Genomic DNA, 24,919 nt, shown 5'->3' with positions numbered 1-24,919 from the left:
TATGAAATCACTATTTTTGTACGCAACTGTGTTAACAGTTGCGCTTTCGTGTATCGTTCACAAAAGTTACGCTCAAGAAACAAGTGATCAAAGCTCTGAGGAATCCCTGCTTACTGGATTGGTAATTGATAATACGGTAAGCGGTATAGGTCATGAGTTCGCTAGATCGCTATCAATTTATATAACAACTAATTTGACAGGATTCGACTACAACCTGACCGTGCATGAAAGGCCTTCGGCAAGGTGGGGCAGTGTTGTTTGGGTAACCTTTGAGAGCAAGCAAGTCTTTAAAACTGTCATTTATCCTGGGCGGAGAAAGTTCGGTGCAATTGTCGAGCAGGCTGCTTCGCAAATAAATAATAATGTGAGGCAGCAACGGTTGCAGGATCTTTTATCTCAAAATGTTGATTTGGCGGGGGATGAAATATAATGAAATTTTTATTCACAACGGCTTTTTTATTGTTTTCTGGCTCGGTGTTTGCAACAGAGCTGGTGTACACGCCTGTGAATCCATCGTTTGGGGGCAATCCTCTTAATGGTAATTATTTACTGAATAATGCTAGCGCACAGAACAGTAAAAAAGATCCTGATGCTAAGGATTCACCGTACTCTGATTCTTCTTCCCTGGATAGATTTACTGACACGTTAGAATCTCGTCTTCTCTCACAGCTGCTAACAGATGTGGGAAATGGTAATGACGGTACTTTGGTAACTGATGACTATATCGTAAATATTGTTGATATTGATGGTGAATTGACGATCACCATTACCGACGCTGTTACGGGTGAGATATCTGAAATTGTAGTTGTAGGTCTCAATCCAAGTAACTAATAAAATTATATTTGTAAGCTTAGGTTTTGTGGGGTGGTGCGATGTTATCGAGAATATTTATTCTAATTATTGTTTTTAGTATTAGTGGGTGCAGTTCTGTTAAGGAAGCGTTGTTCGGCCCTGGACAACAAAAGGCAACTTTGACGGATAGAATGAGCACCTATTCTGACTTAGTCAGTTTGCCTGCTCCTAGAGGGAAAATAGTTGCAGCAGTGTACGGTTTTAGTGATCAAACTGGACAATATCGGCCAGCGCCCTCCAGCTCATTCTCGACCGCAGTGACTCAAGGGGCTGCAGCTATGCTGGTTCAGGTTCTGAATGAATCTGGGTGGTTTGTGACTCTTGAGCGGGAGGGTTTACAAAACCTCTTAACCGAAAGGAAAATAATTAGAGCTGCACTGAAAGAACAGGACAATCCTGCCAGTCCTGTATTCGATCTGCCTTCTCTTATGTCAGCCAATATTATGTTAGAGGGTGGAATAGTCGGTTACGATACAAACATTAAAACAGGGGGTGCGGGGGCTCGTTACTTCGGTATCGGTATTTCTGAACAATATCGTGTAGATGAGGTTACTGTAAACCTGCGTGCGGTAGATGTCCGAAGTGGACGAGTTCTAAGTAGTGTTTTAACGAGCAAGAAAATCTTGTCGAGGCAAGTTCAAGGCGATGTTTATACTTTTGTGGAATACAAACGCTTACTTGAAATAGAGGCTGGGATGACCACGAACGATCCAGCTCAATTATGTGTTCTTTCTGCGATAGAGTCGGCGGTAATTCATCTTATATCCCAGGGGGTTAATGCTAATTTGTGGGCGTTGGAAGATAATAGCCAATACCCTATGTCTGTCCTCAGTGAATATTCTGCGACACCAGTAAAAATATTATAAATCTTTAGCGGATATTAAATTTTATTGGTATGTTCATTTATAGGTATATGTAATTTAGCGAAATGGAATTTTATTAAATTATATCTATGTATTTTCATGTTTGTGTGTGTAATTTGGTGGAATTGAACTGTTTTATTTTTTGTGTGTTTTGATTTGAATCACCACCTTAATACAAAAGTTTTACGTTCTTCTTATTCTTTCCGGTTAAATGTAATCTTTCTTCTGATTTAAGATATATTTTTTTTTACCTATAGTGTTCATGTTGTTTCTTATAGTTGTTAACCGTTCTTATTGGAGAGGTGGTTGGTGATTGCTACAGCTAAACGAGTAACGGCAATTTTATTTCTGTTTCTGGTTTTACCGCTTTCGCTGTGCTGGGCTTCTGATTTAGATGACCACAATGAATTGTCTGCTGGGCAGGGTGCTCTGGATCTTCTTTTGTTAAGAAAAGATTCAATTACGGGTAACTTGGCCCAGGTTTCACAAGTAGGTGATTACAACCTTGCTGAAGTTACCCAGTCTGGTCTTTACAACCAGGCTGTCCTGATCCAGGAGGGTGGCTCAAATGCAGCCTTGGTGCAACAAACAGGCGATTCTAATTATGCTGCGATATCGCAGTCAGGAGCCTACAACCAAGCTACAGCGATACAGAATGGCGTAGATAATGTGGCTTTAATTAGCCAGGTTGGTTACGGAAATTCTGCAAACATTATTCAAAATGGTGATGGATTGTTTGGTTATGTCGCGCAGTTCGGTGACGACCATGCGGTGCAACTGGTGCAGTACGATTAAGGCATTGCACTATTTTACTTGTATTTATAATTTTATTCCGAGGGAGATTGATAAATGAAAAAAATTACACTTGCTGCTGCTATTGCTTTGATTGCTAGCGCAGGCCAGGCTGTAGCCGACAATAACTACGGTGATCAGGTACAGGTCGGTGACAATAACTCTGCAAATGTTACCCAAGTATATGGAGCTAACAATAATGCTGCCTATCAGTGGCAAGAGGGCAATAATAACGTAGCTGATGCAACTCAGGATTATGCTGATGACAACTACATCGATCAGACCCAGCTCGGCGATCGCAATGCTGCTTTCACCAGCCAATCAAGCCAAATGGGCAGTGAAGCTTTGACCTACCAGGATGGGGAGGGTAATTCTGGAACTATCCACCAGTGGACCGGTTCCTATAATAGTGCCTATGCTACTCAGTTTGGTAGTGAGAATATGATCCATTTGGATCAGTATACTGACTCTAACTTTAACTATGCCGATATGTATCAGGACGGCAACGACAACATGGGCGTTCTGCAACAGGAAGGTGATGGCAACTACTTCGTCAGCACCCAGGTTGGAGACAATAACGGTGTTTGGAACAGCACCTGGTACCCCTCTTTTGACGGTTTTGTTGGTGGTCAGGTAGGTGACTTCAACGTGGGGACTGTTTATCAGTCAGGTGCTGAGAACAATGCAAACCTGATGCAGAGCGGTGATATTAACCTGCTCGACCTGTCTCAGTCCGGCATTAGCAACACTGCAACTATCTTGCAGCAAGGTGATGCTAACGCTGCTTTTGGCTACCAATCAGGTGTTAACAACGTTGCCAATATTACCCAGAATGAGACCAATAACTTTGGTGCTATGGCTCAATTTGGCAATGACAACACCGCTAACCTTGTACAAACCGGTGACATGAATAGTGCTGATTTTGGTCAGTATGGCGATGCTAACCTGGCAAATATTGATCAGACTGGCAACAGCAACTCCGCCTATGGTTATAGTGCTGGTGTTGCAAATATTGTAGATATTGATCAAGCGGGTGAGTTGAACCTGGCAGATGTTCACCAAGACTTTGGTGGCGATAACCTGATTACTGTGGCTCAAACTGGCTACGAGCATTCCGCTCATGTTGGACAGGGCGGCTATGAGAATGTTGCCACTGTTAGCCAGAGCAGTGCATACAATATGGCGAGCATTGAGCAGGTTGGTGCGAGCAACGTTGCCACCATCACTCAGAACTGATTCTGAAAAGACTCAGGTATGAAAAAACCGCCCTATTGGGCGGTTTTTTTGTGTATAAAATAGCTGCAGAGACTTCTCTAAGATTAGATTGATTAAATGGTTCTCTGCCCGCAAAAATTGAGAGTCAGCTCTAATAGCCCTGTCCATGGAGATTGCTGCCCACTACCACCTTTGATAGAGACATCTATAGCTCGAGCGCGAATTAATAAGCTTTCCAGTTGCTTCTTATTAAGTCTGTGTAGGGCTCCTTGGACCAATGGCTGTCGCTTTTGCAGCCGAACCAATCTTGCTAGAGGTTGGCCTTGATCCAGTTTTTCCATGATGTCGAGAAGAGTGCGAATTTCTCTTGCTATTGCCCAAAGTACAATGGGTGGTTCAATACCTTCGACCCTCAATCCGTCGAGTGTTTTGATGGCTTTGGCTGAGTTGCCAGAGAGTGCTGTGTCAATTAGGTCAAAAACACTGTAACGGGCGGAGCTGGTAACACTATGCTCCATCATTTCCCGGGTGATTTCTTGCCCGGGGCTGGAAAGCTTAAGTTTTTCTATCTCCTGGCTTGCGGCAAGCAGGTTGCCCTCTACTCTTTCTGCCAGGATTTGTACTGCTTCTGGCTCGGCTGAGAGGCCTGCAGATGCAAGGCGCTGGTTGATCCAGCGGGGCATTTCCTGAATCGTCACAGGCCATACCTGAACCAGTACTCCCGATTGTTCTAGGACTTTGACCCATTTGCTGTTGAGTTGCGATTTATCAAGTTTCGGTAATACCAATAAAAGCAAAAGATCTTCACTCGCCAGTGAAGCAAACTCTTGCAGGGCTTTACTGCCCTTATCCCCCGGTTTACCTCCAGGCAAACGCAGCTCGACGAGTTTTTTTTCTGCGAACAGAGACATGTTTCCAGCTGAAGCAACCAGCGTGCTCCAGTCAAAATTATGTTCTGCGTGAATAAGTTCTCGCTCGGTGAAACCGTGCTTTTTCGCTGTTGAGCGAACTAAATCGCAGCACTCTTGCACTATTAAGGGCTCATCACCAGTGATAATAAAGATTGGCGATAGGCCCTTTTTTAGATTTTGCGATAATTGATGGGGGTTAACGCGCATTAATAAAACTAACCTAGTAGCTCTTCTCTTCTAATGAAGCATTCACATCGATACGCCGTAAGCGGTCGATAATACGCCCAATAAGCTCCCGCTGCATCTCCGCGCGTAAGGTATTTTCCTCTTCACCTTTACTGACAATTTCATCGACATCCCACTGCAAGGTGCGGTAAACGTCCGCCTGTGCCTTATTTAGGAGGACTTGGCCTGAAGCTGTGCGTACGCTATAGATTGCACTGGTGATTAATTCGTATTCAGATGCTCGCCCTTCAGAGTCTACAGCTACGGTTAGTTTTCTCTCGGTTTCCTGGTGAATGATGAGCGTATAGTCCGCCTCTGCAGGAGATTCCGCCATAGGCACCCCTGCGTTATTTAGCAATCGCGTTAATTGATCTGCAATATCACTTCGAGGATCTACTGTGGATATATAGAGTGTACTGCCTGGAGGAAAATTCTTAGGTGCGCCTCTTAGATGCCAGCCGCAACCGGCAATAGTGATAGCGAGAAGAAAAATAAAGGCTCGATTTGCGATTGTTTTCATAAACTACTTGCCTTGGTCTTGTCGGCTACAGCGAGCTGACTTAAGTGAGCCGGGAGCGAAACTCCCGGCATCATATAGCGGGTCTTTACTTGGCGACAATATTAACCAGCTTGCCAGGTACGACGATTACTTTGCGCACCGTAGCTTCACCGATAAATTTCTGAACGTTCTCATCGGCGAGGGCGAGTTTTTCCAGGCTCTCTTTGTCTGCATCAGCAGGCGCATCCAGTTTTGCGCGTACTTTGCCATTGACCTGGACGACCAAAGTAATCGAGGTGCGCACCAGTGCTTTTTCATCTGCCATTGGCCAAGGAGAATCGATTAGGGCACTGGTATTCCCGAGAATTTGCCACAATTGGTGACAGATATGAGGAGTAACCGGAGCCAACAGCAAGACGGCGGTCTGTAGGGCTTCTCTCTCTACAGCCAGTCCTTGATCACTATTGCGATCTGCCAGCTTGCCAACTTCATTGAGCAATTCCATTACTGCTGCGATAGCGGTATTAAAGGTTTGGCGGCGGCCATAGTCATCCCCCACTTTTTGGATGGTCTCGTGGGTTTTGCGGCGCAGCTGCTGTTGCTTGTCATTGAGGGACTGCTGGTCAATCTGTGCTTCACTGGAGCCCGCTGCAATATGGGCGTGAACGGTCTTCCAGAGTTTGCGCAGGAAGCGGCTGGCACCTTCCACACCGGCATCATGCCACTCCAGAGTCTGCTCCGGGGGGGCGGCAAACATGGTGAACAGGCGAACGGTATCGGCACCGTACTCCTCAACCGCAGCGTGAGGGTCTATGCCATTGTTCTTGGACTTGGACATCTTTACCACGCCGCCGGCAATAATCTCTTCGCCGGTGGCTCGCTCAATCGCTTTGATCGGCTTGCCCTTGTCATCGCGCTCAACGTCCACATCGGCGGGGTTGATCCAGGTCTTGTGGCCGTGTTCTTCCTTGTAGAAGGATTCGGCTAACACCATGCCCTGACACAGCAGCTGCTTGAAGGGTTCATCGCTATTGACCAGGCCCTCATCCCGCATCAGCTTGTGGAAGAAGCGTGCGTAGAGAAGGTGCAAGATGGCATGTTCAATACCGCCGACATACTGGTCCACTGGCAGCCAGTAGTTGGCGCGGTCAGGGTCCAGCATGCCCTCTTCAAAATCGGGACAGGTATAACGGGCGTAGTACCAGCTAGACTCCATAAAGGTGTCGAAGGTATCGGTTTCACGCTCTACGGGAGTGCCGTTGAGTTCGTCTTTACGCCATTCGGGATCGGCTTTAATAGGTGATTGAACGCCGTCGAGCTCGACATCTTCCGGCAACAGGATCGGCAGCTTGTCTGCGGGTACTGGTATTTCTCCACCGTCGGCCAGGTTGAACATGGGGATGGGCGCACCCCAGTAGCGTTGGCGGGATACACCCCAGTCGCGCAGGCGGTAGTTGGTTTTAACCCGACCCTTACCTGCAGCAATCAGCGCTTCGGAGATCGCAGTAAAGGCGCTATCAAAATCCAGGCTGTCAAAACTGCGGGAATTCACCAATTTGCCTTTCTCTGTATAGGCCTCTTTCTCCAAATCGATAGACTCGCCGTCGTCAGCCTCGATAACCTGGATAACGGGCAGCTGGTATTTTTGTGCAAATTCCCAATCGCGCTGGTCGTGTGCCGGTACTGCCATCACTGCGCCTGAGCCGTAATCCATCAGAACATAGTTGGCCACCCATACGGAGACTTCTTCACCACTGATGGGGTGAATCGCCTTGAGCCCGGTATCCATGCCTTTCTTGTCCATCGTGGCCATATCGGCTTCGGATAGGGACTGCTTTTTGCACTCAGCGATAAAAGTTTTGAGTTCGGGGTTGGACTCGGCAAGCTCCAGAGCGATGGGGTGCTCGGCGGCGAGGGAGACATAGGTAACGCCCATCAGTGTATCCGGACGGGTGGTATACACATCGAAGTGGTCCATGCCCGCAATAGACTTGGGCAGAGCAAAGCTCAACTCTACACCCCGGCTCTTGCCGATCCAGTTGCGCTGCATGGTGCGCACTTGCTCGGGCCACTCGGGCAGTTTGTCCAGGTCTTCGAGCAGCTCTTCCGCATAGTCGGTGATCTTGATAAACCACTGGGCCAGCTCGCGACGCTCAACGGTGGTACCACAGCGCCAGCAGGCGCCATCTTCGACTTGCTCATTGGCCAGTACGGTCTGGTCGTGGGGGCACCAGTTCACTGCAGAGTTTTTCTTGTAGACCAGGCCTTTTTCGTAGAGGCGGGTGAAGAACCACTGCTCCCAGCGATAGTAGGAGGGTTGGCAGGTGGCCAGTTCGCGGGACCAGTCAAAGCCAAAACCCAGGGCCTTGAGCTGGCCTTTCATGTACTCGATATTGGCATAGGTCCATTTGGCTGGAGCGGTCTTGTTCTGGATGGCCGCATTCTCTGCCGGCAGACCGAAAGCATCCCAGCCCATCGGGTGCAACACGTTTTTGCCCTGCATGCGCTGATAGCGAGTAATTACATCGGTAATGGTGTAATTGCGCACATGCCCCATGTGTAGCTTGCCGCTGGGGTAGGGGAACATGGATAGGCAGTAGAACTTTTCCCTGCCGGCGTCTTCCTTTACTTCAAAGCTCTTCTCGGCCTCCCAGAATTCCTGGGCGGAAGCTTCGACTGCGGAGGGGTTGTACTGCTCTTCCATCGATTCGGGACCTATACTCTGTGATCAAAATTTGCGGGAAACTGTTCAGTGTTTATTGGGGGATGTGAACGCTTGTCAATCGGTAAAGATTGATCGCGATCAAGTTTCGCTCCCAGTGCATCTTTTACGATGCGTAAACGCGGGATTATAGGAGGGATACCGTGACGAAGGAACCAAAGTTGCCGCCGAAGGACGATCTGATTAATGAGTTTCGCGAAGACTTTGAAGATTTGGTCGAAGGTGAGCTGGCTGTTGAGAATCTCACCGCCAATAAGATGGCATTTTTGCGCGCTTGGCTGAAAGATGACCTGCATCGTGCTGCTGACTATATCCGGGGACTAGGTGGGGAATTGAAGACCCTGGAGGAGCGCAGCGGTGATTGGCTGCTGGATGCGGCGGACCCCACAGAAACCGCATGGCCAAACTTAATGCGATGCATTAAAGAGGGCAAGCCCTGGGCTTTGGCCGGCGAGTTTGTAGGGCCGGATGAGGAGTTGCAGTGTTTGGGCTGTGGATACCGAGCTATGCCGCCGGCAAATACCCAGATCACTCCCTGCCACCGGTGTGGTTATGGATGCTTTCGCCAGATTGAGGGTGGTCTCGAGTATTGAATGGGCTCTATACGGCGGCGGCCACGCTTCTGATGCCTCCAGCAGCCCCATTGTTGGGGCTGCTGGTTGCATTCCTTTTGCGATTCTCTTCATCCGGGTCCTTGCTTGAGAGATGCTCTCTACCCTTGGCTGTGATTTCCTTTTGTGTGCTTTGGTTAGGGGCGACCCCGGCATTCTCATCCTGGCTTGGGGATCGATTGGGCAAAGTACCTTATCAACCCCATATAAGGCCTGAGGCTGTTGTGATCCTTGGTGCAGGGCGTTATCGCGACAGGTATTCGAATAGGGAGAGACTCTCTGCGGCGAGTCTTGAAAGAGTTGCCGGTGCTGTCGAGCAAGCACCAAAAGAGTTACCGATTCTGGTATCTGGCGGTCGGGTTCACAGCGGAGAGCGGCTGGCAGAGTCTGATTTAATGGCTGCGTTGTTGGAGGAAGAGTTTTCCACTCCGGTCACTTGGCGTGAAGATTGCAGTCGTACTACTGCAGAGAATGCAGTAAATAGTGCTGATATTTTGCACAGTGCTAATGTGAGGTCGGTTTTTTTGGCCACTCACTGGTGGCATATGCCTCGCGCAGCGGAAATTTTTTCCCGCGCTGGCTTAGAGGTACAGCCCCTGCCGGTTGGGAGTGCCGGAGAATTGATGCCCCGCGCTCAAACAGGTGTGGGGCGCTGGCTGCCCAATGCTGTCTCCCTGCTAAGGACCCAGGTCTACTGGCGGGAAATACTGGCACGGATCTGGTATCGGTGGAGTTCGCTACCGTCCATCAGGAAATGTTGAGGTTCCATAAGGAACTTTTTGATAAATGTAATCTCAGAGGGCTACAGGATTTGAGGGATCAGGCGTCGAGCCCAAATGTTTGAGAGCTCTTGATTGCTAGTTGTACCGGGCTTAGGATGACTGGCGCCACAGGACATACCCATTGATTACCTTTTAATATGGAGTAGCGGCTGTGGATAAGAAACATAACAATAATCGAGATAACCTTATGATGAAGGGCATCCCACTTTCTTTCTCTCCGATACAGTTACATAACCGGTTGAACCGGGCTGTTTGGATTGGCTTCAAGCGGGTTGAGCAAGATGGCCGCACACTGGTTTTTCTGTGTGCCGGTGGCGATAGCGGCGCCCAACTCAGTAAAAATTTTGAGACCTTTGCCGGGCAGATAGTTCGGGAGTTCGGTTTTGCTCCCGCCGAAGTGGAGTTTATCGAGCTGCGTTCAAAAGCCGAGGAGTCCCATTGGTATCGCTGGCATGCCCAATGGGTGGGATCTGCGCCAATGGAGTGCCATGGCGACCTGGTGACCAGTGAATCTAGCCGACGCTACTTAGCCCAGGCACTCGAAAGCGATATGGCCGCCGCTTAAATTCATTTGTTCAGGCGCTGGCTTTAGTGGTAGCGCCGTCACCCTTGAGCAGGTCTGAGAGGGCCTGCTCCAGAGTTGGAAATTGGAAGGTATAACCGGTTTCCAGTGCTGTACAGGGCTCGACCCTATCACTGGCTAGCAGTAATTCATCAGCCATCTCTCCAAAAGCTATCTTTAAAGCCCAGGCCGGTAAGCGTAAAAACGCCGGGCGGTGCAACTCTTTGGCCAGGATTCGGGCAAAGCTGTTGTTGGTTACAGGTTCCGGTGCACTTCCGTTAAATGGACGGCAAAGTTGATTGTCGATGGAGTGTAATATCAGCCCGACTTCGTCTTCTTCGTGAATCCAGCTCATCCAGTGCTCGCCCGAGCCCATGGGGCCGCCAAGCCCGAGACGAAATGGTGGCAGCATTTGGGGAAGGGCGCCACCGCGCATGGAGAGAACGATAGCTGTGCGGATAATGCCTACCTTAACGCCAGAGTGCTGCAGCGGGAGCGTGGCGGCCTCCCAGTCCCGACACAGCTGTGCGGCAAAGCCCCCTCCTGGAGCGCTGTCTTCTTTCAGTAACTCCCCTCCGCGATTGCCGTAATAGCCGATTGCGGAGCCGGATAAGAAGTAGGATGGCTTGTCTCTTTGGCCCAGTGTCCAGCGAACCAGCTTCTCTGTTGTGTCCAGGCGTGAACTGCGAATTTCAGTGCGATATTTTTCTGTCCAGCGACGGGAGATGGGGGCCCCGGCAAGGTTCACAATAACATCTACGGGCTGGTTTACCTCTGCGGGATCGCGGCAGGCGTTGGCTGATTCGCCACATAAGTTTCGAACCCTGTCCGGATGTCGGCTTAATACCGTAATAGTATTGCCTCGCTCCAGCCAGCGCCGACAAAAGAGTCTGCCTATAAGCCCGGTGCCACCGCTAATCAAGCAATGCATGGGGAATCACCTTGCCTTATATTCGCTAGAAAATTGAATGAAGCATAGCAATGATATTCAGTGGCGGTAGCTTACCGATGGCCACCCCGGCAGGGAGTGGCTGCAGGGCTTGTTTTAATCGGGTAGCTCGCCACTGAGAGGGGAGTTGGATTGGGGTTCCACCCTACGGCGTAAAAACAGGGCCAGGGCCAGCATTGGGAGCGCCAAGGCAAATATCAATGAGATGCCGGCTAGCATAAACGGAGTGGCGCCACTCATCGCTCTGATATCCCCGGTCATATTCGCGCGCTCGAATTGGGGGAGTTTTTTAATAACCTTCCCCTTGGGGTCCACAATTGCCGTCACACCAGTATTTGTCCCTCTCACCAGGTAGCGACCAGTTTCCAAAGCGCGCATCTGCGCCATTTGCATATGTTGTAAGGGGCCAATAGAGGTCCCGAACCATGCATCATTGCTAATGGTCAGCAAAACCTGGGAAGACAGTGCTGAGTCGGCAACCAGCCTGGGATAGACAACCTCATAGCAGATAAGCGGCGCCCAGCTTGCACCAGCAGCATTGAGTGGTGATTGTTCGTCCGGGCCTGAGCGGATAAAGGAAGTGGGGAGATTAAAAAACTCGATAGTGCCCCGAATAAAATCCTCCAGAGGTACATATTCACCAAAGGGGACCAGGTGGCGCTTGTGATACACGCTGGGGCTCTGGCCAAAAACTGCGGCGGAGTTGTGAATACTCCGCTCCTCCTGTGCCGAACCCCGGGTGTCATAGAGAATACCGGTGATCAAATCGATGTTGGTAGTTTCAGCATTGCGTTGCAGCGCCTGCATAAGGTTGGGGGCTTGCCCGTAGAGCATGGGCAGGGCGGCTTCAGGCCAGATAATAACGTCTACATCCTGGTCGCTAAGGGCGCGAGTACCCTCCTGGTAGCGACTGATAGTTTCCCCGCGAAACTCTGGCAACCACTTCTTTTCTTGAGGAATATTAGCCTGCACCAGCCCAACGCTGATAAGAGGACCTTTTGCGGAGGTCCACTCGACTTGGGAGAGGGCAGCTCCTATTGGCCAGGGGGCCAGTGCCGCAGTGAGTAGAATGATATGGCTGTGTCGCTTGAGCGGGGATAGGCGGCCACTGACAACCAGGGCCAGCACTGCGCCGGTAAATGCCAATAGCAGGCCTATGCCGTAGACACTCAAAATCGGCGCCCAGCCCGCTAGCCAGGTTTCTGTATGGCCATAGCCGGCGAAGAGCCAGGGGAAACCGGTAAAGGCCCAGCTGCGCAGCCATTCACTGATAAACCACAATGCGGCAAAAGCCAGAGCGAAGCTGAATTTATTATCTGTGAAGCGGCCCAGAATGAAGAAGGGCGCGGCTAACAGCAGCGCCATAATAGCGACGAAGCTTCCGGTGAGGGCCAGTCCTAATGGCACCGATGAGTTGCCAAAATTTGTAATCGAAACGTAGACCCAGGAAGCCCCGCTGGCGAAGAGGCCCAATCCATAGCAGAGGGCGAGCCAGAAGCTTTTGCGACCCGGTAGCACCTGCCCTTTGGCTGCAGAGAGCAGAATCCAGGCGAATAGTGTCAGGGACAGCAGGCCGCATACCCAATAGTTAAATGGGGCAAATGAAAGTGTCATCAACCCGCCAGCTACAACGCTGGCGAGAGGAGAAAATAATCTGCGCATAAAGTTGTTGTCAGGATACCCCGTTCGCTCAGGGTATCAGTGTGTTAAGGCTTGCAGTAATGAGCGGTACTCAGCTGTCTTCTTCTGGCGGTTTGCGCATATGGGCAACCCGCAAAAGGTGTATCTGGCGGCTGTCTGCATAGAGTACCCGGAACATAAAATCACCGAGTCGGGTGACTTCGTCACGGCCCGGCAAATGGCCGAATGACTGCATAATAAGACCGCCGACAGTGTCGAATTCTTCATCACTAAAGGCGCTCTCGAAAAATTCATTGAACTCTTCAATGGGAGTCAGAGCTTTAACGATAAAATCGTTTTCCCCAACTTTACGGATATAACTATCCGCTTCTTCCTCGTCGGTCTCGTCTTCGATTTCACCGACAATTTCCTCGAGAATATCTTCGATAGTCACAACACCGGATACACCGCCGTATTCGTCTATCACGACCGCCATATGGTAGCGGTTCTCACGGAACTCGCGCAGCAGGATATTGAGGCGCTTGCTCTCGGGAATAATATTGGCTGGGCGGATCAGGTCTTCGAGCTGAAATCCGTCGAAACCTTTCAACAGGAGAGGGAGCAGGTCTTTGGCGAGCAATATCCCGCGTATATCATCAACACTTTCGCCGACGACAGGGAATCGGGAGTGCCCCGAATCAATAATTTTGGGGAGGAACTCTTCCGGCTTATCGTGAAGGCCTACCACAACCATTTGCGAGCGTGGAATCATAATCTCGCGGACTTGCTGGCTGGAAACGTCCAGTGCGCCTTCGATAATAGAGAGCGCTTCAGCATCTACCAGCTGATTTTCAGCGGCGTCCTTAATGATGTCCAATAATTCGTCGCGAGACTTGGGTTCAGCTGAAAAGGCGCTGAACAGCTTTTCCAGCCAACTTTTTTCACTCGCGCGGGATTTGCTCGCTGAGTGACTACTTGGGGGCTCGTCTGTGGTCATGGAAGTGGCCATGCTCCGGGGTTCTCTCGTTTGTAGATAAAATTCAGTAGCAGTTTGCCATTACTTCGGTGGTACAGCGGCTATCATCCCACTTCATCCAGTGGGGCGTAGGGGTCTGCAATGCCGAGGTTGGCGAGCAACTTCGTTTCCAGGCTTTCCATAACCTGAGCGTCTGCATCTTCGATATGGTCATAACCTAGAAGGTGCAGTGTGCCATGGACCACCATATGTGCCCAGTGCGCCGATAGTGATTTGCTCTGTTGCTCCGCTTCCAGTTCAACTACTGGGGCACAGATCACAAGATCTCCAAGCATTGGGAGATCCAGCTCCGCAGGGAAATCGGTAGGGAAGGATAAAACATTAGTGGGTTTATCCTTGCCTCGGTACTGGTGATTAAGTTCCTGGCTCTCACTTTCGTCCACGATTCGCACCGACAGTTCCGCTTCGTTGCGGTGGCCGGTCAAAGCCTTGGATACCCAGTTGCTGATAGCCTCATCGGAAGGGATGTCGTGGCAGCGGCTGACCCGCTGCACATCGATTGTTAAATCAGTCATAACTCAGGTGCGGACTCTAAGCGGCATTCTCATCGGCTTTATTGGAAATTCGATCTGCTGAGGCCATTTCCAGCTCAGCTTCATGAATATCGTAGGCCTCCACAATGCGCTGCACGAGGGGGTGGCGAACCACATCCTTGGCTCCAAAGTGGGTAAAGCTGATTCCATTAACTCGCCCCAGTACTCCAACAGCATGGCGCAAACCGGAAGCTTGGCCACGGGGCAGGTCGACCTGGCTGGGGTCACCGGTAATTACGGCGGTGGAGCCAAAGCCAATCCGCGTGAGGAACATTTTCATCTGCTCGCGGGTGGTATTTTGGCTCTCATCGAGAATAACAAAGGCATTGTTCAGGGTGCGCCCGCGCATATAGGCAAGGGGAGCCACTTCGATAACGTTGCGCTCGATCAGCTTGCCAACAGTTTCAAAACCGAGCATTTCGTAGAGGGCGTCGTAGAGTGGGCGGAGGTAAGGGTCTACCTTTTGGCTCAAGTCACCGGGCAGGAAGCCCAATTTCTCGCCGGCTTCAACGGCGGGGCGGACCAGGAGGATTCGCTCAACTTCATCCTTGAGCAGAGACTCCACAGCACAGGCTACCGCCAGATAAGTTTTACCGGTACCGGCGGGTCCGATACCGAAATTGATATCATTGGTCTGCACAGCGCGAACGTATTTACGCTGATTGAGACCTCTGGGGCGTACCGAGCACTTCTTAGTGCGAATCAGTACTACTTGGTCAGCTTCGCTGGAGTCACCGCTACCATCTTGGCCGGTGAGTTCTTCGACCCCCGCTTGCTGCAGAGCCAGGTGAATCTCATCTGGAGTGAGATAGTCCTTGGTACCGGTTTCCTTGTAGAGCCTACTGAGTAGTTCGCCAGCGGCACGCGCCGATTTGGCATCGCCGAAAAATGAAAACTGGTTGCCGCGATTTCGAATTTCGATATCCAGGCGCTGTTCTATTTGGCGTAGGTGTTGGTCGAACTGACCGCAGAGATTGGCGAGACGGCGTGCGTCGTTGGGCTCGAGAGTGATGCTGTGAGCGAGGGTTTGTGTTTCCAAATTGGTTTCCGGCACCTTTAATCCAGGGGTTATATTGCTAGGGTATACCCATTTTCCCTAAAGGGGAAAGAGGTGATTCCTACAAATAGGTTCTAACTTTACCTGATTTTAATTACGGGGCGTAATTTGGGGGGTAAGTTGAGCCTAATTTGGCGGCAGGATGTGCTTTCGAAGTACATCTTGCCGCTATTTGAGGTAATCACAAAGTCTTAGAACAGGTCTTCTTCCAGCTCAGATGTGACTAAAGTACCGCGCAGGGAGTTTGGCAGGGCCTCTTCAATCACAACATCGGCAAATTTGCCGATCAGGGCGAGATCGTCCGCACGGAAGTTGACTACCCGGTTGTTCTCGGTGCGGCCTTGCAGCTGTCCGGGGTCCTTTTTGGAAACACCGGTTACCAGTACACGCTCGGTGTTGCCAACCATGCGGCGTGCAATAGCTGCCGCCTGCTGGTTAATCCGCGCTTGAAGCAGCTGTAGGCGCTGCTTTTTCACTTCTTCCGGGGTGTCATCGGCCAGGTCGGCAGCTGGGGTGCCCGGGCGAGGGGAATATATAAAGCTGAAGGAGATATCGAAGCCCACGTCCTGGATCAGGTTCATGGTCGCTTCAAAGTCCCTGTCAGTTTCGCCGGGGAAGCCGATAATAAAGTCTGAAGACAGGCAGATATCCGGGCGAATTTTCTTCAGGCGGCGGATCTTGGATTTGTACTCCAGGGCGGTGTGGCCGCGTTTCATTGCCATCAGAATGCGGTCGGAGCCACTCTGTACGGGCAGATGAAGATGACTAACCAGTTCTGGTACCTGTCCGTAGACATCGATCAGCGCATCGGAGAACTCTACCGGGTGAGAGGTGGTATAGCGGATACGGTCGATGCCATCAATCGCTGCCACATAAGTGATCAGCTCGGCGAAATCCACTTCGTGGCCATCTTCTCCTGTAGCGCGGTAGGCGTTCACGTTTTGCCCAAGCAGGTTCACTTCGCGGACACCCTGGTCTGCAAGGTGGGCGATCTCTTCGAGTACATCGGCCACAGGGCGGCTGACTTCTTCGCCACGGGTGTAGGGAACCACGCAGAAAGTGCAGTACTTGGAGCAGCCTTCCATAATAGAGACAAATGCGGTGGCGCCGTCGGCCTCTGGCTGGGGCAGGCGATCAAACTTCTCGATCTCCGGGAAGCTCACATCGACGATAACTGCGCCGCTTTTTTGCTCCTTGGTCTCCATCATCTCCGGCAGGCGATGCAGGGTCTGGGGGCCAAAGATCAAGTCTACATGGGGCGCGCGCTTGGCAATCGCCTCGCCTTCCTGACTGGCTACACAGCCGCCAACACCAATCACCAGGTCGGGATTTTTTTCCTTCAGGTGCTTCCAACGGCCCAGCTGGTGGAACAGCTTTTCCTGGGCTTTCTCGCGGATAGAACAGGTGTTGACCAATAGTACATCCGCCTCGTCGGGATCGTCGGTAGGTACCATGTCGTGGGACTCGCCGAGCAGATCGCGCATCCTCGCGGAATCGTACTCATTCATTTGGCAGCCGTGGGTCTTAATATATAGCTTTTTCACCGATGTTTCGGACATATCGCGCCTGGTTAAAAACTGGTCAACAATTAGGGTGGGGCATTATAGCGATACGACCCGGCACTGCATAGATGGCTATATTAGCTGTTGCGAACCTGTGCTATTCTTGCGCGCTTTTTCGGGCTTTGCCCGTTCTTTGATCAATTTGAGCTTCGGGGTCATCCCCATCCTGAGAGACTTATGGCCAACCCGATTTATAAAGTTATTTTCCACAATCAAAACCAAGTGTACGAACTCTACGCTCGGGCCATCTATCAAAGTGATATGTACGGCTTTATCGAGGTGGAGGAGTTTGTATTTGGGGAAAAGGCTCAGCTTGTGGTCGATCCCAGTGAGGAAAAGCTGAAAACCGAATTTGCTTCGGTAACCCGTTCCTATATTCCGATGCACAGCATCGTGCGTATTGATGAAGTGGAAAAAGAGGGCACCGGCAAGATTGTTGAAGTAAAGGGTGACAAAGTTGCCAAGTTTCCTTTTGCCCCGCCTATCCGTCATCCCCAGGACACAGAGTAAGCTTTATTTTTACTCTGAATCAGGCCGGGCTCTATGCCCGGTTTTTAGCGCCAAAATCATCCGCTGCACCTTTTTTTCCTCTGCAATATAAGCTTCAATAAAAATCCTCCTGACTGTCATCAAATCGCTGCAAAGTGGTTGCGCTGACGATCAACGCCGTTCTGTATTTAGTTGATCTCAATTTGCTAGCAAGAGAGCAAATACGGATTTATCGATTTTTCTCAAGTTAGCTCAAGCGACGACCTATATTTTTGCCGCGTATCTGCCCTGATTTTTATGGGCTGATAACTGGTACAGACTGGAACTTTGCTATGAGCAATCGCTATCGCGCACTGTGGATTTCCGATGTCCATTTGGGCAGCAGAGACAGTGAGCCCCATCGACTTGCAGATTTTCTGGCTCAGAATCGCGCCGATACGGTCTATCTGGTTGGGGATATTTTTGATATGCAGGCACTCGCTCAAGGACGGGGTACATGGTGCCAGGCCTCTTCGCTGCTACTGGAAATGCTTTCCGAATTAAGTAGCCTGACGCCTGAAGTCATTTATATTCCTGGAAATCACGACGCTCCAATGCGCAGCTGGGCCGGAAAGCGGCTCGGCAATATCCGAATTGAAAAAGACTATATCCACACCGCTTCCAATGGACGCCGCTTTTGGGTAACCCACGGCGATCAGTTTGAACACCGAATTAAAATAAATCCAATCAGTTACCATATCGGCGATCGCAGTTATTACCTGATGCTGCGCTTTAATCGCTGGATCAATTATTGGCGCAATCGGTTTAACAAGCCTTGGTGGTCGCTGGCCAGCCAAATAAAAAATCGTGTGGGTGCCGCTCGACAAATGATGAGTGATTTTGAGGATGTCGCCACCCGTGAAGCGATATCGCGGGGATTCGATGGTGTTATTTGTGGCCATATCCATAGGCCTGCCCTTAGAAATAAAACAGTGTGTGGGGATGCTGTGACCTATGCGAATTGTGGTGATTGGGTCGACTCTATGAGTGCGGTTGTAGAACAACAGGATGGCAATTTAGATCTTTTACATTGGTATCGGACTCCAAAAATTGCCAGCATAATGACAGAGGTGGTTGCGGCATGATTCATCTTGAGACTCTTTTGCAGAAAAACGCCTGGTACAGCGCGGCACCACAAAAAACCACGCGAAAATTAGTTTCTGCCACAGTAAAAAAAATCTGTTGTGAGGAACAGTTACAGGAATTTACCAGCAGTTACCCCCACCTTGGCGGCCTGGATTTTATTCGCCAGGTATTCGATGACTTGAATTTTCGCTACGAATTAAATCCATCAGAGTTGGCTCGGGTTCCCACTAGTGGGCCGCTGGTGATTGTGTCTAATCACCCCTTAGGAAGCCTGGATGGTCTCGCTCTGATCGATATGGTGGCGCGGGTACGGAAAGATGTTCGAGCTGTCGCAAGCCAATTATTATGGAACATAAAATCCCTGCGCCCCTGTTTATTGCCCGTAGATAACTTTAATGGGCGTACCAGTCGAGCCGATATTGAAGGTATTTATAGCCATTTAGGTGATGGGGGAGCGATTATCATTTTCCCGGCGGGCGAAGTATCCAGGCTCACCCCCCATGGGGTTCGGGATGGACGCTGGAATTCAGGCTTTGCCCGTTTTGCGGAAAAAACCAATGCGCCGATATTGCCGGTGCAGGTTTTAGGGAGGAATTCCTGGTGGTTCTATGGCCTCTCCATGTTGAACAAGCCCCTCTCGACTTTATGGTTGATCAGGGAGATGTTTAAACAGGCCAGCCGCAGTATCGATATTCGTATAGGACGTCCCTTGGAAGCGGAACACTTTCGTAGCTGGCCGCTAACACCCCGCGCCAAGGCTGCTCTGTGGCGTAAACATGTCTACCAGTTACATCGTTCGCCCGCCCCTCTGGGGCCGGAATTAATTGTTGAAGCTGAGCCAAAAGTCGATGTAGCGCGAGTGGTTGAGTCCTGTGTATCACTCTCTGAACTGGGTAATTTTTCTGTGCGTTTATATCGGCAGAAAGCAGATTGCCCCGTCATGCGGGAATTGGCCAGAGTGAGGGAGATTGCCTTTCGCTCAGTGGGGGAGGGGACCGGCCAGAGTCGGGATTGGGATGCGTTTGATGCTCATTACGACCATCTATTGTTGTGGGATGCAGAAAATCGACAGATTGCAGGAGCTTACCGCATAGCAGCGACCGAGGCGCTCTCGGATGATCAGATATACAGCAGTACGCTATTTAATTACCCGCAGCCTCCTCGGCAGTGCCTGCCAGATTCTGCTGAGCTAGGGCGTAGCTTCCTACTGCCGGAATATTGGAGAGGGCGCGGGTTGGACCTGCTCTGGTGTGCTATTGGACAGTGGGTATTGCGCAATAAGGTACGCTACCTATTTGGCCCAGTGTCTATGCCCGGTACATTTTCCGTGAGAGCGAAGTCCGTTATTGTGCGCTATTTTTCCCATTATTTTGCTCCTGAAAACTCCTTGGGGGATGCTCGACTGCCATTTCCGGAAGCACAATCTGAACTGCCTGAATTACTTGGGGATTCGGTGTCAGATATGCGTCAATTGAAGCATATTTTGCGTGAGGAGGGCGTTATGCTACCTCCCCTATTTAAAAAGTATGCCTCTGTTACTAAAACGGGAGGGACCAGTTTCCACGCCTTTAATATTGACCCGGATTTTTGCGATGCTGTGGATGGGCTGGTCGTTGTTGATTTATCAAAAGTGGACGAGAAGTTTGCTAAACGTTATTTATCCAGCTGACTTAGAAGCGGCTCTTTATGAAAAAGGCAGCGTAAAGCTGCCTTTTTTGATGATTCAGGAAATCTCACCTGACATTTTGGATGGTTAAAGTTTGCCAAGCTTTTTACGTAGACTCACCAGTTTGACACAGAGGACGAAAACAGACATTGCGGTATCCAGTTCTTCCAGCGGTGGGAAACTGGGTGCAATACGAATATTGCTGTCCTCAGGGTCCTTACCATAAGGGAAGGTAGCGCCGGCAGGTGTTAATTTTACTCCGGCATCCGCAGCCATTTTAACCACTGCTTTTGCGCAACCGGGAAGGGTATTAAAGGAAACAAAATAACCCCCTTCAGGTTTTTCCCAAGTACCCATATCTGCATCGGTGAGGGCATTATGTAAATGCTCCAGAACACACTCGAACTTCGGGCGAAGAATATCTGCATGTTTATGCATGTGTTCTATCAGGCTGGTGTATTCGGTAAAAAATCTCGAGTGACGCAACTGGTTGACTTTGTCAGGACCAATGGTCATTGCCTGCATTTGGCCTTTGAGGGAATCGAGATTTGCCTGGCTGGCGCTCACAAACGCAATGCCTGCGCCAGCGTGGGTGACTTTTGAAGTTGAGGCAAACTGTATTACGGAGTCTGCAGTATCATTTTCCAGAGTTGCTGTGCGAATATTTGGCAGATTTACAAAGTTGCCAATGTCGTGCACTGAATAGGCATTGTCCCAAAATATCCGGAAGCTAGCGCCGGCAAATTGTCCCAGCTGCGCCAATCTTTCTACAGTTTCCTTGCTGTAAGTGGCTCCTGTTGGATTTGAAAACTTGGGCACACACCAGATACCAACAATCTCTGCATCTTCGCGCACGAGCTTTTCCACAAGCTCCATGTCGGGCCCCTGCTCTCCCATGGGCACGTTAATCATCTCGATACCCAGCTGCTCACAGATCGTAAAATGGCGGTCATAGCCGGGAACAGGACAGAGAAATTTGGGAGCTTTTAATTCGCGCCAGGGGGTAGTGCCCGCAAAGCCGAACAGGTAACCGCTGACTAGGGCGTGATACATCAGTGTGAGAGAGCTGTTGCCTCCGGCAATCACTTCGTTGACCGGCACTTGAAGCATTTCGGCTCCCAGCTCCCTTGCGCAGGTCAGGCCGATTAAACCACCGTAGTTGCGAGTGTCGGTACCGTCTGCCGCTCGATAGTCACCGGAGAGGATTCCATCAAGTTTATCGGAAAGTTTTAATTGCTCCGCCGAGGGCTTTCCACGTGTGATATCCAGGCTTAACTCGTGTTGACAGATCTTGTTGTAGTGAGTGCTTAATTCTTTTTCCCACTCGATCAATTGTTCCTGTGTGGCGGATTCGATATGCACTTGAATTCCCCTGGCTGGTAATGTGAGTTGGCGAGCTTATCAGCCTTAGGTCGCTTTCGTCAGCAGGAAATCACACATGATTATTAGTTTCTCTTGAATCTATTGCGTGGAATTTATCCTGGATATGCTAGCTTTTTGAGCTCTCATGTCGTTCATTAGCTTGGGGTGGTGTTGGGATCTGGGCGTCTGATTATTGGCTGGCTAGAGAGCGGAAGTCCTGGGCATAGTCGCGCAGAGTTTTGCTTAGATGACGACGTTGTGTGGGGCTGGTACTGGATAGAATTTGTTCTCCCAGTTCGCGAGCTTGGGTTTTGCGCTGCTCTTGCGCCTTGCGATATTCGTCGGACCAAAGTTGGTCTGGGTTTTCCAGCAGACCGCGCAACTGTTGTTGGTATCCATCAGGCTTCTGTCGGAGAAGCTCAATGGCATGTTGCTGCCAAATCATATGTTGTTCGTTACGTAATACAGGGTTGTACTCTACCTGCTTTACCCAGGCTGCGATCAGCTGCTTTTGTTGCTCGGTTAAACTTCCCAGCCATCGCCTGCTCTCCCGGCGAATTTGCCGATCGCGGTGTCGTTGTATTTTCCACGGCGAGCGCTGCCATTTTTCCAGTGTTTTCTGCTGCTTTTTGGCCAAGTTGTGTTGCAGGCGATCAATCTGTTGTGGCGTTAACTGCGCCACAATAGGAAGCATTAAGTTGAAGGCGTTGTTACTGGCGCTTTCGATGAAGTGGTACACCTCTTTTTCAACCGGAGCCAGCTGAGGATTCTCAAGTTGACCTTGATCTACTTTATCTGCCAGTTGGCTCAGGAAATCGGCATATTTTGGTAGCTGTGTTTGGCGGTGCCAGTGAAAGAAGCTGTTTAGAGCCCCTTGAAACTCCAGCTCTTGCTGGGAATTTAAGTCGACATAGTCACGAAGCTTCCAGCGTATCCAGTAATCAATGTTGTTATAGGCGAATTGTATGCTAGAGCAGCTGCTAAGTAAGCTCGCAACTACAAGGAGAATGATTAAACGCCATTTTTGTGTGGTGCAACTGCCCGGGGTTTGGGGCATTGATCCTTCCTGTAGATATGATCGGCAGCGACTGATAGGGGTGCCTTAAGCATAGATTAAAAAGGTATACCCAATTCCAGTTTTGTTGTGACAGTAATGGGGTTTCGGGTTGGCGAGCTAGTGGACGTTTGAAAACAAAGCAGGACGATTAATGGCGTCAATTAACCGAGGTGAAGTACTGCTGGGCATAGACTGATTGATGGAGCTCGGTATTAATGTGAGAACTGGGTTCATATTTTGAGTGAGTCAGGTAGGAAGTATTATGGTTACCACGGTCATGGAGGCTGAGGCTCGTGAGGCGCCGGATAGGATTGCTGAACAGCTGCATTCCAATGCCAATATAATGTCTCATCTGGGAGAGCGGCTGCGCCAGAAGCCTCCTCGTTTTGTGATGATTGTGGGGAGGGGTTCTTCTGATCATGCGGGCGTCTTTGCCAAGTATCTGATAGAGATTGAAACTGGTACCCCTACTTTTGCTGCCGCACCGTCGGTCTCCAGTGTTTATGGTCGCAAATTAAAGCTCGATGAGGCCCTGGTTATCGTCATTTCCCAGTCTGGGAGAAGCCCAGATATTCTGACTCAGGCCCGCATGGCGAGAGAGCAGGGGGCTTATACAGTCGCTTTGCTTAACGATGAAGATGCGCCGATTAAAGATGTGGTTGACCTGGTAATTCCCTTAAAGGCTGGCCCGGAAAAAGCGGTTGCAGCTACGAAAAGTTATCTGGCGACCCTATCTGCGATACTGCAGATGGTCGCCAATTGGACGCAGGATCCCGCTCTTTGTAATGCTCTGGAAAAGTTGCCGGAAACTTTGAGATCTGCGGTGCGGGCAGAAATTCAATTGCGTCCGGAAAACCTGGCCTCGGTACAAAACTTGGTAGTTTTGGGGCGGGGTCCCGGTTATGGGATTACCCGGGAACTGGCGCTGAAGTTAAAAGAAGTTTGCAATATCCATGCGGAGTCCTATTCCAGTGCGGAATTCTTGCATGGCCCCGTTACGCTGGTGGAAGGGAAATTGACAGTGGTGAATGTTCCAATCGAGGATGAGTCATTCCCCACACACAGCCAGCAGATCGATGAAATTCGACGGCGTGGGGCGGCTCTGATTAATTTGCATGTGCCGAGTAAGGGGGTTCACCCGAGGGTGGCTCCACTGGCGCTGTTGCAGCGTTTTTATATCGATGTGGCCCACGTGGCGGTAAGTCGGGGGATTAATCCCGATGAGCCGGCGGGTTTAAAGAAAGTTACTCAGACAGTCTGAATAAAACAGAAAATAGTATTTGGAGGGGGAAGTGGGGGTTATCCTGATTGCTGAAAAGCTATTTGATGGCGAGCGCATACTTGCAGATGTTGCTATCACCATTGGAGATAGCGGACTGATTTCCGCAGTGGGTGGGGGTGTGAATTCCGATGCTGAGCGCTTACCGGGTTTGTTGGTGCCGGGCTTTATTGATATCCAGGTCAATGGTGGCGGTGGTGTACTGTTTAATCAGGAGCCCTCAGTTAATGCGCTTCAGCAAATAAGTGAAGCCCATTGTCAGTTTGGTACCAGTGCTTTCCTGCCCACCTTGATTACGGATAGCTTTCCAGTGATGCAGCGGGCAGCCGATGCGGTAAGTGGGGCCTTGTCCAGCGGTGTTCCGGGTGTGATTGGAGTACATTTTGAGGGGCCGCATTTAAGTGAGGCCAAAAAGGGTACCCATGAAGGAGGGTTTATCCGCTCTTTGAGTCATGAGGAGCTTTCCATCTACGCTCGGGAAGATCTTGGAATCCGCTTGGTCACTCTGGCGCCAGAGTGTGTATTGCTATCCGATATCCGAAAGTTGGTTTCCCTGGGGGTTCATGTTTGCCTCGGCCATTCGAATGCGAGTGCTGAAGTTGTTGAAGCTGCGTTGGATGCTGGAGCGACAGGATTTACCCACTTATATAATGCAATGTCCCCGCTTCATTCGCGTGAGCCGGGTATGGTGGGGACAGCCCTGATCCGGGATGATGCCTGGTGTGGATTAATTGCCGATGGCCACCATGTCAGTACCGGCGCTATGGCGTTAGCTTTGAAAGCAAAACCTCGCGGTAAGTTGTTACTGGTAACCGATGCAATGTCGCTAGTGGGCAGTGATGCCACCAGTTTTCCCCTATTTGATCGAGTGGTTACACGAGAAGGGGATAAACTGACCTCCAGTACCGGAGAATTAGCGGGTTCTCACTTGGATATGATCGGCGCGGTTAAAAATATCCGCGACTGGTGTGGGATTGAATTGCCGGAAGCACTGCGCATGGCAAGTTTGTATCCGGCGCAGTTCCTTGATCTGGGAGCAGGTGTAATCACTGAAGGGGCCCGAGCGGATATGGTTTTATTAGGTGAGGATCTGCAAGTGAATAGGACCTGGAGCCTGGGGCGTGAAATTTATCGACGAAATTAACTTTCC

At 50.3% G+C, this 24,919-nt stretch carries 24 protein-coding genes; 13 read left to right on the top strand and 11 right to left on the bottom strand.

From position 1 onward, the window contains the following. Nucleotide 1: 1 nt before the first annotated feature. From ACJJIM_RS15605 to ACJJIM_RS15585, 5 genes are all read left to right on the top strand, one after another. The gene (locus ACJJIM_RS15605) at nucleotides 2–430 is read left to right on the top strand and encodes a CsgE family curli-type amyloid fiber assembly protein (protein ID WP_413663119.1); all 429 of its coding nucleotides are present in this window, start codon (nucleotides 2–4) and stop codon (nucleotides 428–430) included. Further along, complete coding sequence (locus tag ACJJIM_RS15600) at nucleotides 430–831, top strand: curli assembly protein CsgF (RefSeq protein ID WP_413663118.1); 402 nt, start codon at nucleotides 430–432, stop codon at nucleotides 829–831. The genes ACJJIM_RS15605 and ACJJIM_RS15600 overlap by 1 nt, the downstream gene beginning before the upstream one ends. Nucleotides 832–872: 41 nt before the next feature. Beyond that, on the top strand, nucleotides 873–1,718 hold the full coding sequence (locus tag ACJJIM_RS15595; RefSeq protein ID WP_413663117.1) for a CsgG/HfaB family protein: 846 nt from the start codon (nucleotides 873–875) through the stop codon (nucleotides 1,716–1,718). A gap of 306 nt (nucleotides 1,719–2,024) precedes the next feature. After that, complete coding sequence (locus ACJJIM_RS15590; protein ID WP_444911410.1) at nucleotides 2,025–2,510, top strand: hypothetical protein; 486 nt, start codon at nucleotides 2,025–2,027, stop codon at nucleotides 2,508–2,510. A gap of 54 nt (nucleotides 2,511–2,564) precedes the next feature. Beyond that, a complete protein-coding gene (locus tag ACJJIM_RS15585; protein WP_413663116.1) occupies nucleotides 2,565–3,743 on the top strand; it encodes a hypothetical protein in 1,179 nt (392 codons plus the stop codon). 92 nt (nucleotides 3,744–3,835) lie between these two features. Here ACJJIM_RS15585 and holA read toward each other — a convergent pair whose 3' ends face one another. From holA to leuS, 3 genes are all read right to left on the bottom strand, one after another. Further along, nucleotides 3,836–4,840, bottom strand: a complete 1,005-nt coding sequence (holA, locus tag ACJJIM_RS15580) for a DNA polymerase III subunit delta (RefSeq protein ID WP_413663115.1) — start codon at nucleotides 4,838–4,840, stop codon at nucleotides 3,836–3,838. A gap of 13 nt (nucleotides 4,841–4,853) precedes the next feature. Then, nucleotides 4,854–5,378: an LPS-assembly lipoprotein LptE gene (locus ACJJIM_RS15575; protein ID WP_413663114.1), complete on the bottom strand. Its 525-nt coding sequence runs from the start codon at nucleotides 5,376–5,378 to the stop codon at nucleotides 4,854–4,856. Between the two features lie 85 nt (nucleotides 5,379–5,463). Further along, the gene (gene leuS / locus ACJJIM_RS15570; RefSeq protein ID WP_444911409.1) at nucleotides 5,464–8,061 is read right to left on the bottom strand and encodes a leucine--tRNA ligase; all 2,598 of its coding nucleotides are present in this window, start codon (nucleotides 8,059–8,061) and stop codon (nucleotides 5,464–5,466) included. A 161-nt stretch (nucleotides 8,062–8,222) separates the two neighbouring features. Between leuS and ACJJIM_RS15565 the strand changes: the two genes are divergently transcribed. From ACJJIM_RS15565 to ACJJIM_RS15555, 3 genes are all read left to right on the top strand, one after another. After that, nucleotides 8,223–8,672, top strand: coding sequence for a zinc ribbon-containing protein (locus ACJJIM_RS15565; RefSeq protein WP_108734284.1), 450 nt, complete (start codon nucleotides 8,223–8,225; stop codon nucleotides 8,670–8,672). A 197-nt stretch (nucleotides 8,673–8,869) separates the two neighbouring features. Beyond that, nucleotides 8,870–9,451, top strand: coding sequence for a YdcF family protein (locus ACJJIM_RS15560; RefSeq protein WP_413663112.1), 582 nt, complete (start codon nucleotides 8,870–8,872; stop codon nucleotides 9,449–9,451). Between the two features lie 172 nt (nucleotides 9,452–9,623). Then, nucleotides 9,624–10,037 carry a hypothetical protein gene (locus ACJJIM_RS15555; protein ID WP_413663111.1) on the top strand — a complete coding sequence of 138 codons (414 nt, stop codon included), beginning with the start codon at nucleotides 9,624–9,626 and terminating at the stop codon, nucleotides 10,035–10,037. 10 nt (nucleotides 10,038–10,047) lie between these two features. Here the strand turns inward: ACJJIM_RS15555 and ACJJIM_RS15550 are convergent, their stop codons facing one another. The 6 genes from ACJJIM_RS15550 to miaB form a co-directional block, all read right to left on the bottom strand. Then, nucleotides 10,048–10,965 carry a TIGR01777 family oxidoreductase gene (locus ACJJIM_RS15550; protein ID WP_413663110.1) on the bottom strand — a complete coding sequence of 306 codons (918 nt, stop codon included), beginning with the start codon at nucleotides 10,963–10,965 and terminating at the stop codon, nucleotides 10,048–10,050. A gap of 114 nt (nucleotides 10,966–11,079) precedes the next feature. Beyond that, nucleotides 11,080–12,645: an apolipoprotein N-acyltransferase gene (gene lnt / locus ACJJIM_RS15545; RefSeq protein WP_413663109.1), complete on the bottom strand. Its 1,566-nt coding sequence runs from the start codon at nucleotides 12,643–12,645 to the stop codon at nucleotides 11,080–11,082. A gap of 70 nt (nucleotides 12,646–12,715) precedes the next feature. Continuing rightward, nucleotides 12,716–13,612, bottom strand: coding sequence for an HlyC/CorC family transporter (locus ACJJIM_RS15540; protein ID WP_413663108.1), 897 nt, complete (start codon nucleotides 13,610–13,612; stop codon nucleotides 12,716–12,718). 71 nt (nucleotides 13,613–13,683) lie between these two features. Further along, nucleotides 13,684–14,154, bottom strand: a complete 471-nt coding sequence (gene ybeY, locus ACJJIM_RS15535; RefSeq protein ID WP_413663107.1) for an rRNA maturation RNase YbeY — start codon at nucleotides 14,152–14,154, stop codon at nucleotides 13,684–13,686. 16 nt (nucleotides 14,155–14,170) lie between these two features. Next, nucleotides 14,171–15,226 (bottom strand): PhoH family protein, encoded by a 1,056-nt coding sequence (locus ACJJIM_RS15530; RefSeq protein ID WP_413663106.1) that lies wholly within the window; start codon nucleotides 15,224–15,226, stop codon nucleotides 14,171–14,173. 194 nt (nucleotides 15,227–15,420) lie between these two features. Then, nucleotides 15,421–16,788, bottom strand: coding sequence for a tRNA (N6-isopentenyl adenosine(37)-C2)-methylthiotransferase MiaB (gene miaB, locus ACJJIM_RS15525; protein WP_413663105.1), 1,368 nt, complete (start codon nucleotides 16,786–16,788; stop codon nucleotides 15,421–15,423). A gap of 180 nt (nucleotides 16,789–16,968) precedes the next feature. Between miaB and ACJJIM_RS15520 the strand changes: the two genes are divergently transcribed. The 3 genes from ACJJIM_RS15520 to ACJJIM_RS15510 all read left to right on the top strand — a co-directional run bounded on the left by ACJJIM_RS15520 (nucleotide 16,969) and on the right by ACJJIM_RS15510 (nucleotide 20,074). After that, nucleotides 16,969–17,301, top strand: coding sequence for a DUF1820 family protein (locus ACJJIM_RS15520; RefSeq protein ID WP_172975496.1), 333 nt, complete (start codon nucleotides 16,969–16,971; stop codon nucleotides 17,299–17,301). 311 nt (nucleotides 17,302–17,612) lie between these two features. After that, nucleotides 17,613–18,404 (top strand): UDP-2,3-diacylglucosamine diphosphatase, encoded by a 792-nt coding sequence (locus ACJJIM_RS15515; RefSeq protein ID WP_444896292.1) that lies wholly within the window; start codon nucleotides 17,613–17,615, stop codon nucleotides 18,402–18,404. Further along, nucleotides 18,401–20,074 carry a lysophospholipid acyltransferase family protein gene (locus tag ACJJIM_RS15510; RefSeq protein ID WP_413663103.1) on the top strand — a complete coding sequence of 558 codons (1,674 nt, stop codon included), beginning with the start codon at nucleotides 18,401–18,403 and terminating at the stop codon, nucleotides 20,072–20,074. The genes ACJJIM_RS15515 and ACJJIM_RS15510 overlap by 4 nt, the downstream gene beginning before the upstream one ends. A gap of 84 nt (nucleotides 20,075–20,158) precedes the next feature. Here the strand turns inward: ACJJIM_RS15510 and ACJJIM_RS15505 are convergent, their stop codons facing one another. Both ACJJIM_RS15505 and ACJJIM_RS15500 read right to left on the bottom strand, forming a co-directional pair. Further along, complete coding sequence (locus tag ACJJIM_RS15505; protein ID WP_444911408.1) at nucleotides 20,159–21,433, bottom strand: aminotransferase class I/II-fold pyridoxal phosphate-dependent enzyme; 1,275 nt, start codon at nucleotides 21,431–21,433, stop codon at nucleotides 20,159–20,161. Nucleotides 21,434–21,623: 190 nt separating this feature from the next. Continuing rightward, nucleotides 21,624–22,490 (bottom strand): DUF6279 family lipoprotein, encoded by an 867-nt coding sequence (locus ACJJIM_RS15500; protein WP_413663101.1) that lies wholly within the window; start codon nucleotides 22,488–22,490, stop codon nucleotides 21,624–21,626. A 262-nt stretch (nucleotides 22,491–22,752) separates the two neighbouring features. On the opposite strand from ACJJIM_RS15500, the gene nagB-II reads away from it, so the two are divergent. Together nagB-II and nagA are read left to right on the top strand one after the other, a co-directional pair. Next, nucleotides 22,753–23,751: a glucosamine-6-phosphate deaminase NagB-II gene (gene nagB-II / locus ACJJIM_RS15495; RefSeq protein WP_413663100.1), complete on the top strand. Its 999-nt coding sequence runs from the start codon at nucleotides 22,753–22,755 to the stop codon at nucleotides 23,749–23,751. Nucleotides 23,752–23,782: 31 nt separating this feature from the next. Beyond that, nucleotides 23,783–24,913, top strand: coding sequence for an N-acetylglucosamine-6-phosphate deacetylase (gene nagA, locus ACJJIM_RS15490; protein ID WP_413663099.1), 1,131 nt, complete (start codon nucleotides 23,783–23,785; stop codon nucleotides 24,911–24,913). Nucleotides 24,914–24,919 lie beyond the last annotated feature (6 nt).

This window comes from Microbulbifer maximicatervae (SeqCode), from assembly GCF_052467615.1.
Note: the sequence above shows the minus strand (reverse complement) of the source record. Positions and strands in the feature narration are given on the sequence as shown.

What these genes read in the sequence shown, in the direction of transcription:
- ACJJIM_RS15605 (WP_413663119.1), top strand. Translation starts at nt 2, where the DNA reads ATGAAATCACTATTTTTGTACGCAACTGTGTTAACAGTTGCGCTTTCG.
- ACJJIM_RS15600 (WP_413663118.1), top strand. Translation starts at nt 430, where the DNA reads ATGAAATTTTTATTCACAACGGCTTTTTTATTGTTTTCTGGCTCGGTG.
- ACJJIM_RS15595 (WP_413663117.1), top strand. Translation starts at nt 873, where the DNA reads ATGTTATCGAGAATATTTATTCTAATTATTGTTTTTAGTATTAGTGGG.
- ACJJIM_RS15585 (WP_413663116.1), top strand. Translation starts at nt 2,565, where the DNA reads ATGAAAAAAATTACACTTGCTGCTGCTATTGCTTTGATTGCTAGCGCA.
- holA (WP_413663115.1), bottom strand. Translation starts at nt 4,840, where the DNA reads ATGCGCGTTAACCCCCATCAATTATCGCAAAATCTAAAAAAGGGCCTA.
- ACJJIM_RS15575 (WP_413663114.1), bottom strand. Translation starts at nt 5,378, where the DNA reads ATGAAAACAATCGCAAATCGAGCCTTTATTTTTCTTCTCGCTATCACT.
- leuS (WP_444911409.1), bottom strand. Translation starts at nt 8,061, where the DNA reads ATGGAAGAGCAGTACAACCCCTCCGCAGTCGAAGCTTCCGCCCAGGAA.
- ACJJIM_RS15550 (WP_413663110.1), bottom strand. Translation starts at nt 10,965, where the DNA reads ATGCATTGCTTGATTAGCGGTGGCACCGGGCTTATAGGCAGACTCTTT.
- lnt (WP_413663109.1), bottom strand. Translation starts at nt 12,645, where the DNA reads ATGCGCAGATTATTTTCTCCTCTCGCCAGCGTTGTAGCTGGCGGGTTG.
- ACJJIM_RS15540 (WP_413663108.1), bottom strand. Translation starts at nt 13,612, where the DNA reads ATGGCCACTTCCATGACCACAGACGAGCCCCCAAGTAGTCACTCAGCG.
- ybeY (WP_413663107.1), bottom strand. Translation starts at nt 14,154, where the DNA reads ATGACTGATTTAACAATCGATGTGCAGCGGGTCAGCCGCTGCCACGAC.
- miaB (WP_413663105.1), bottom strand. Translation starts at nt 16,788, where the DNA reads ATGTCCGAAACATCGGTGAAAAAGCTATATATTAAGACCCACGGCTGC.
- ACJJIM_RS15520 (WP_172975496.1), top strand. Translation starts at nt 16,969, where the DNA reads ATGGCCAACCCGATTTATAAAGTTATTTTCCACAATCAAAACCAAGTG.
- ACJJIM_RS15515 (WP_444896292.1), top strand. Translation starts at nt 17,613, where the DNA reads ATGAGCAATCGCTATCGCGCACTGTGGATTTCCGATGTCCATTTGGGC.
- ACJJIM_RS15510 (WP_413663103.1), top strand. Translation starts at nt 18,401, where the DNA reads ATGATTCATCTTGAGACTCTTTTGCAGAAAAACGCCTGGTACAGCGCG.
- ACJJIM_RS15500 (WP_413663101.1), bottom strand. Translation starts at nt 22,490, where the DNA reads ATGCCCCAAACCCCGGGCAGTTGCACCACACAAAAATGGCGTTTAATC.
- nagB-II (WP_413663100.1), top strand. Translation starts at nt 22,753, where the DNA reads ATGGTTACCACGGTCATGGAGGCTGAGGCTCGTGAGGCGCCGGATAGG.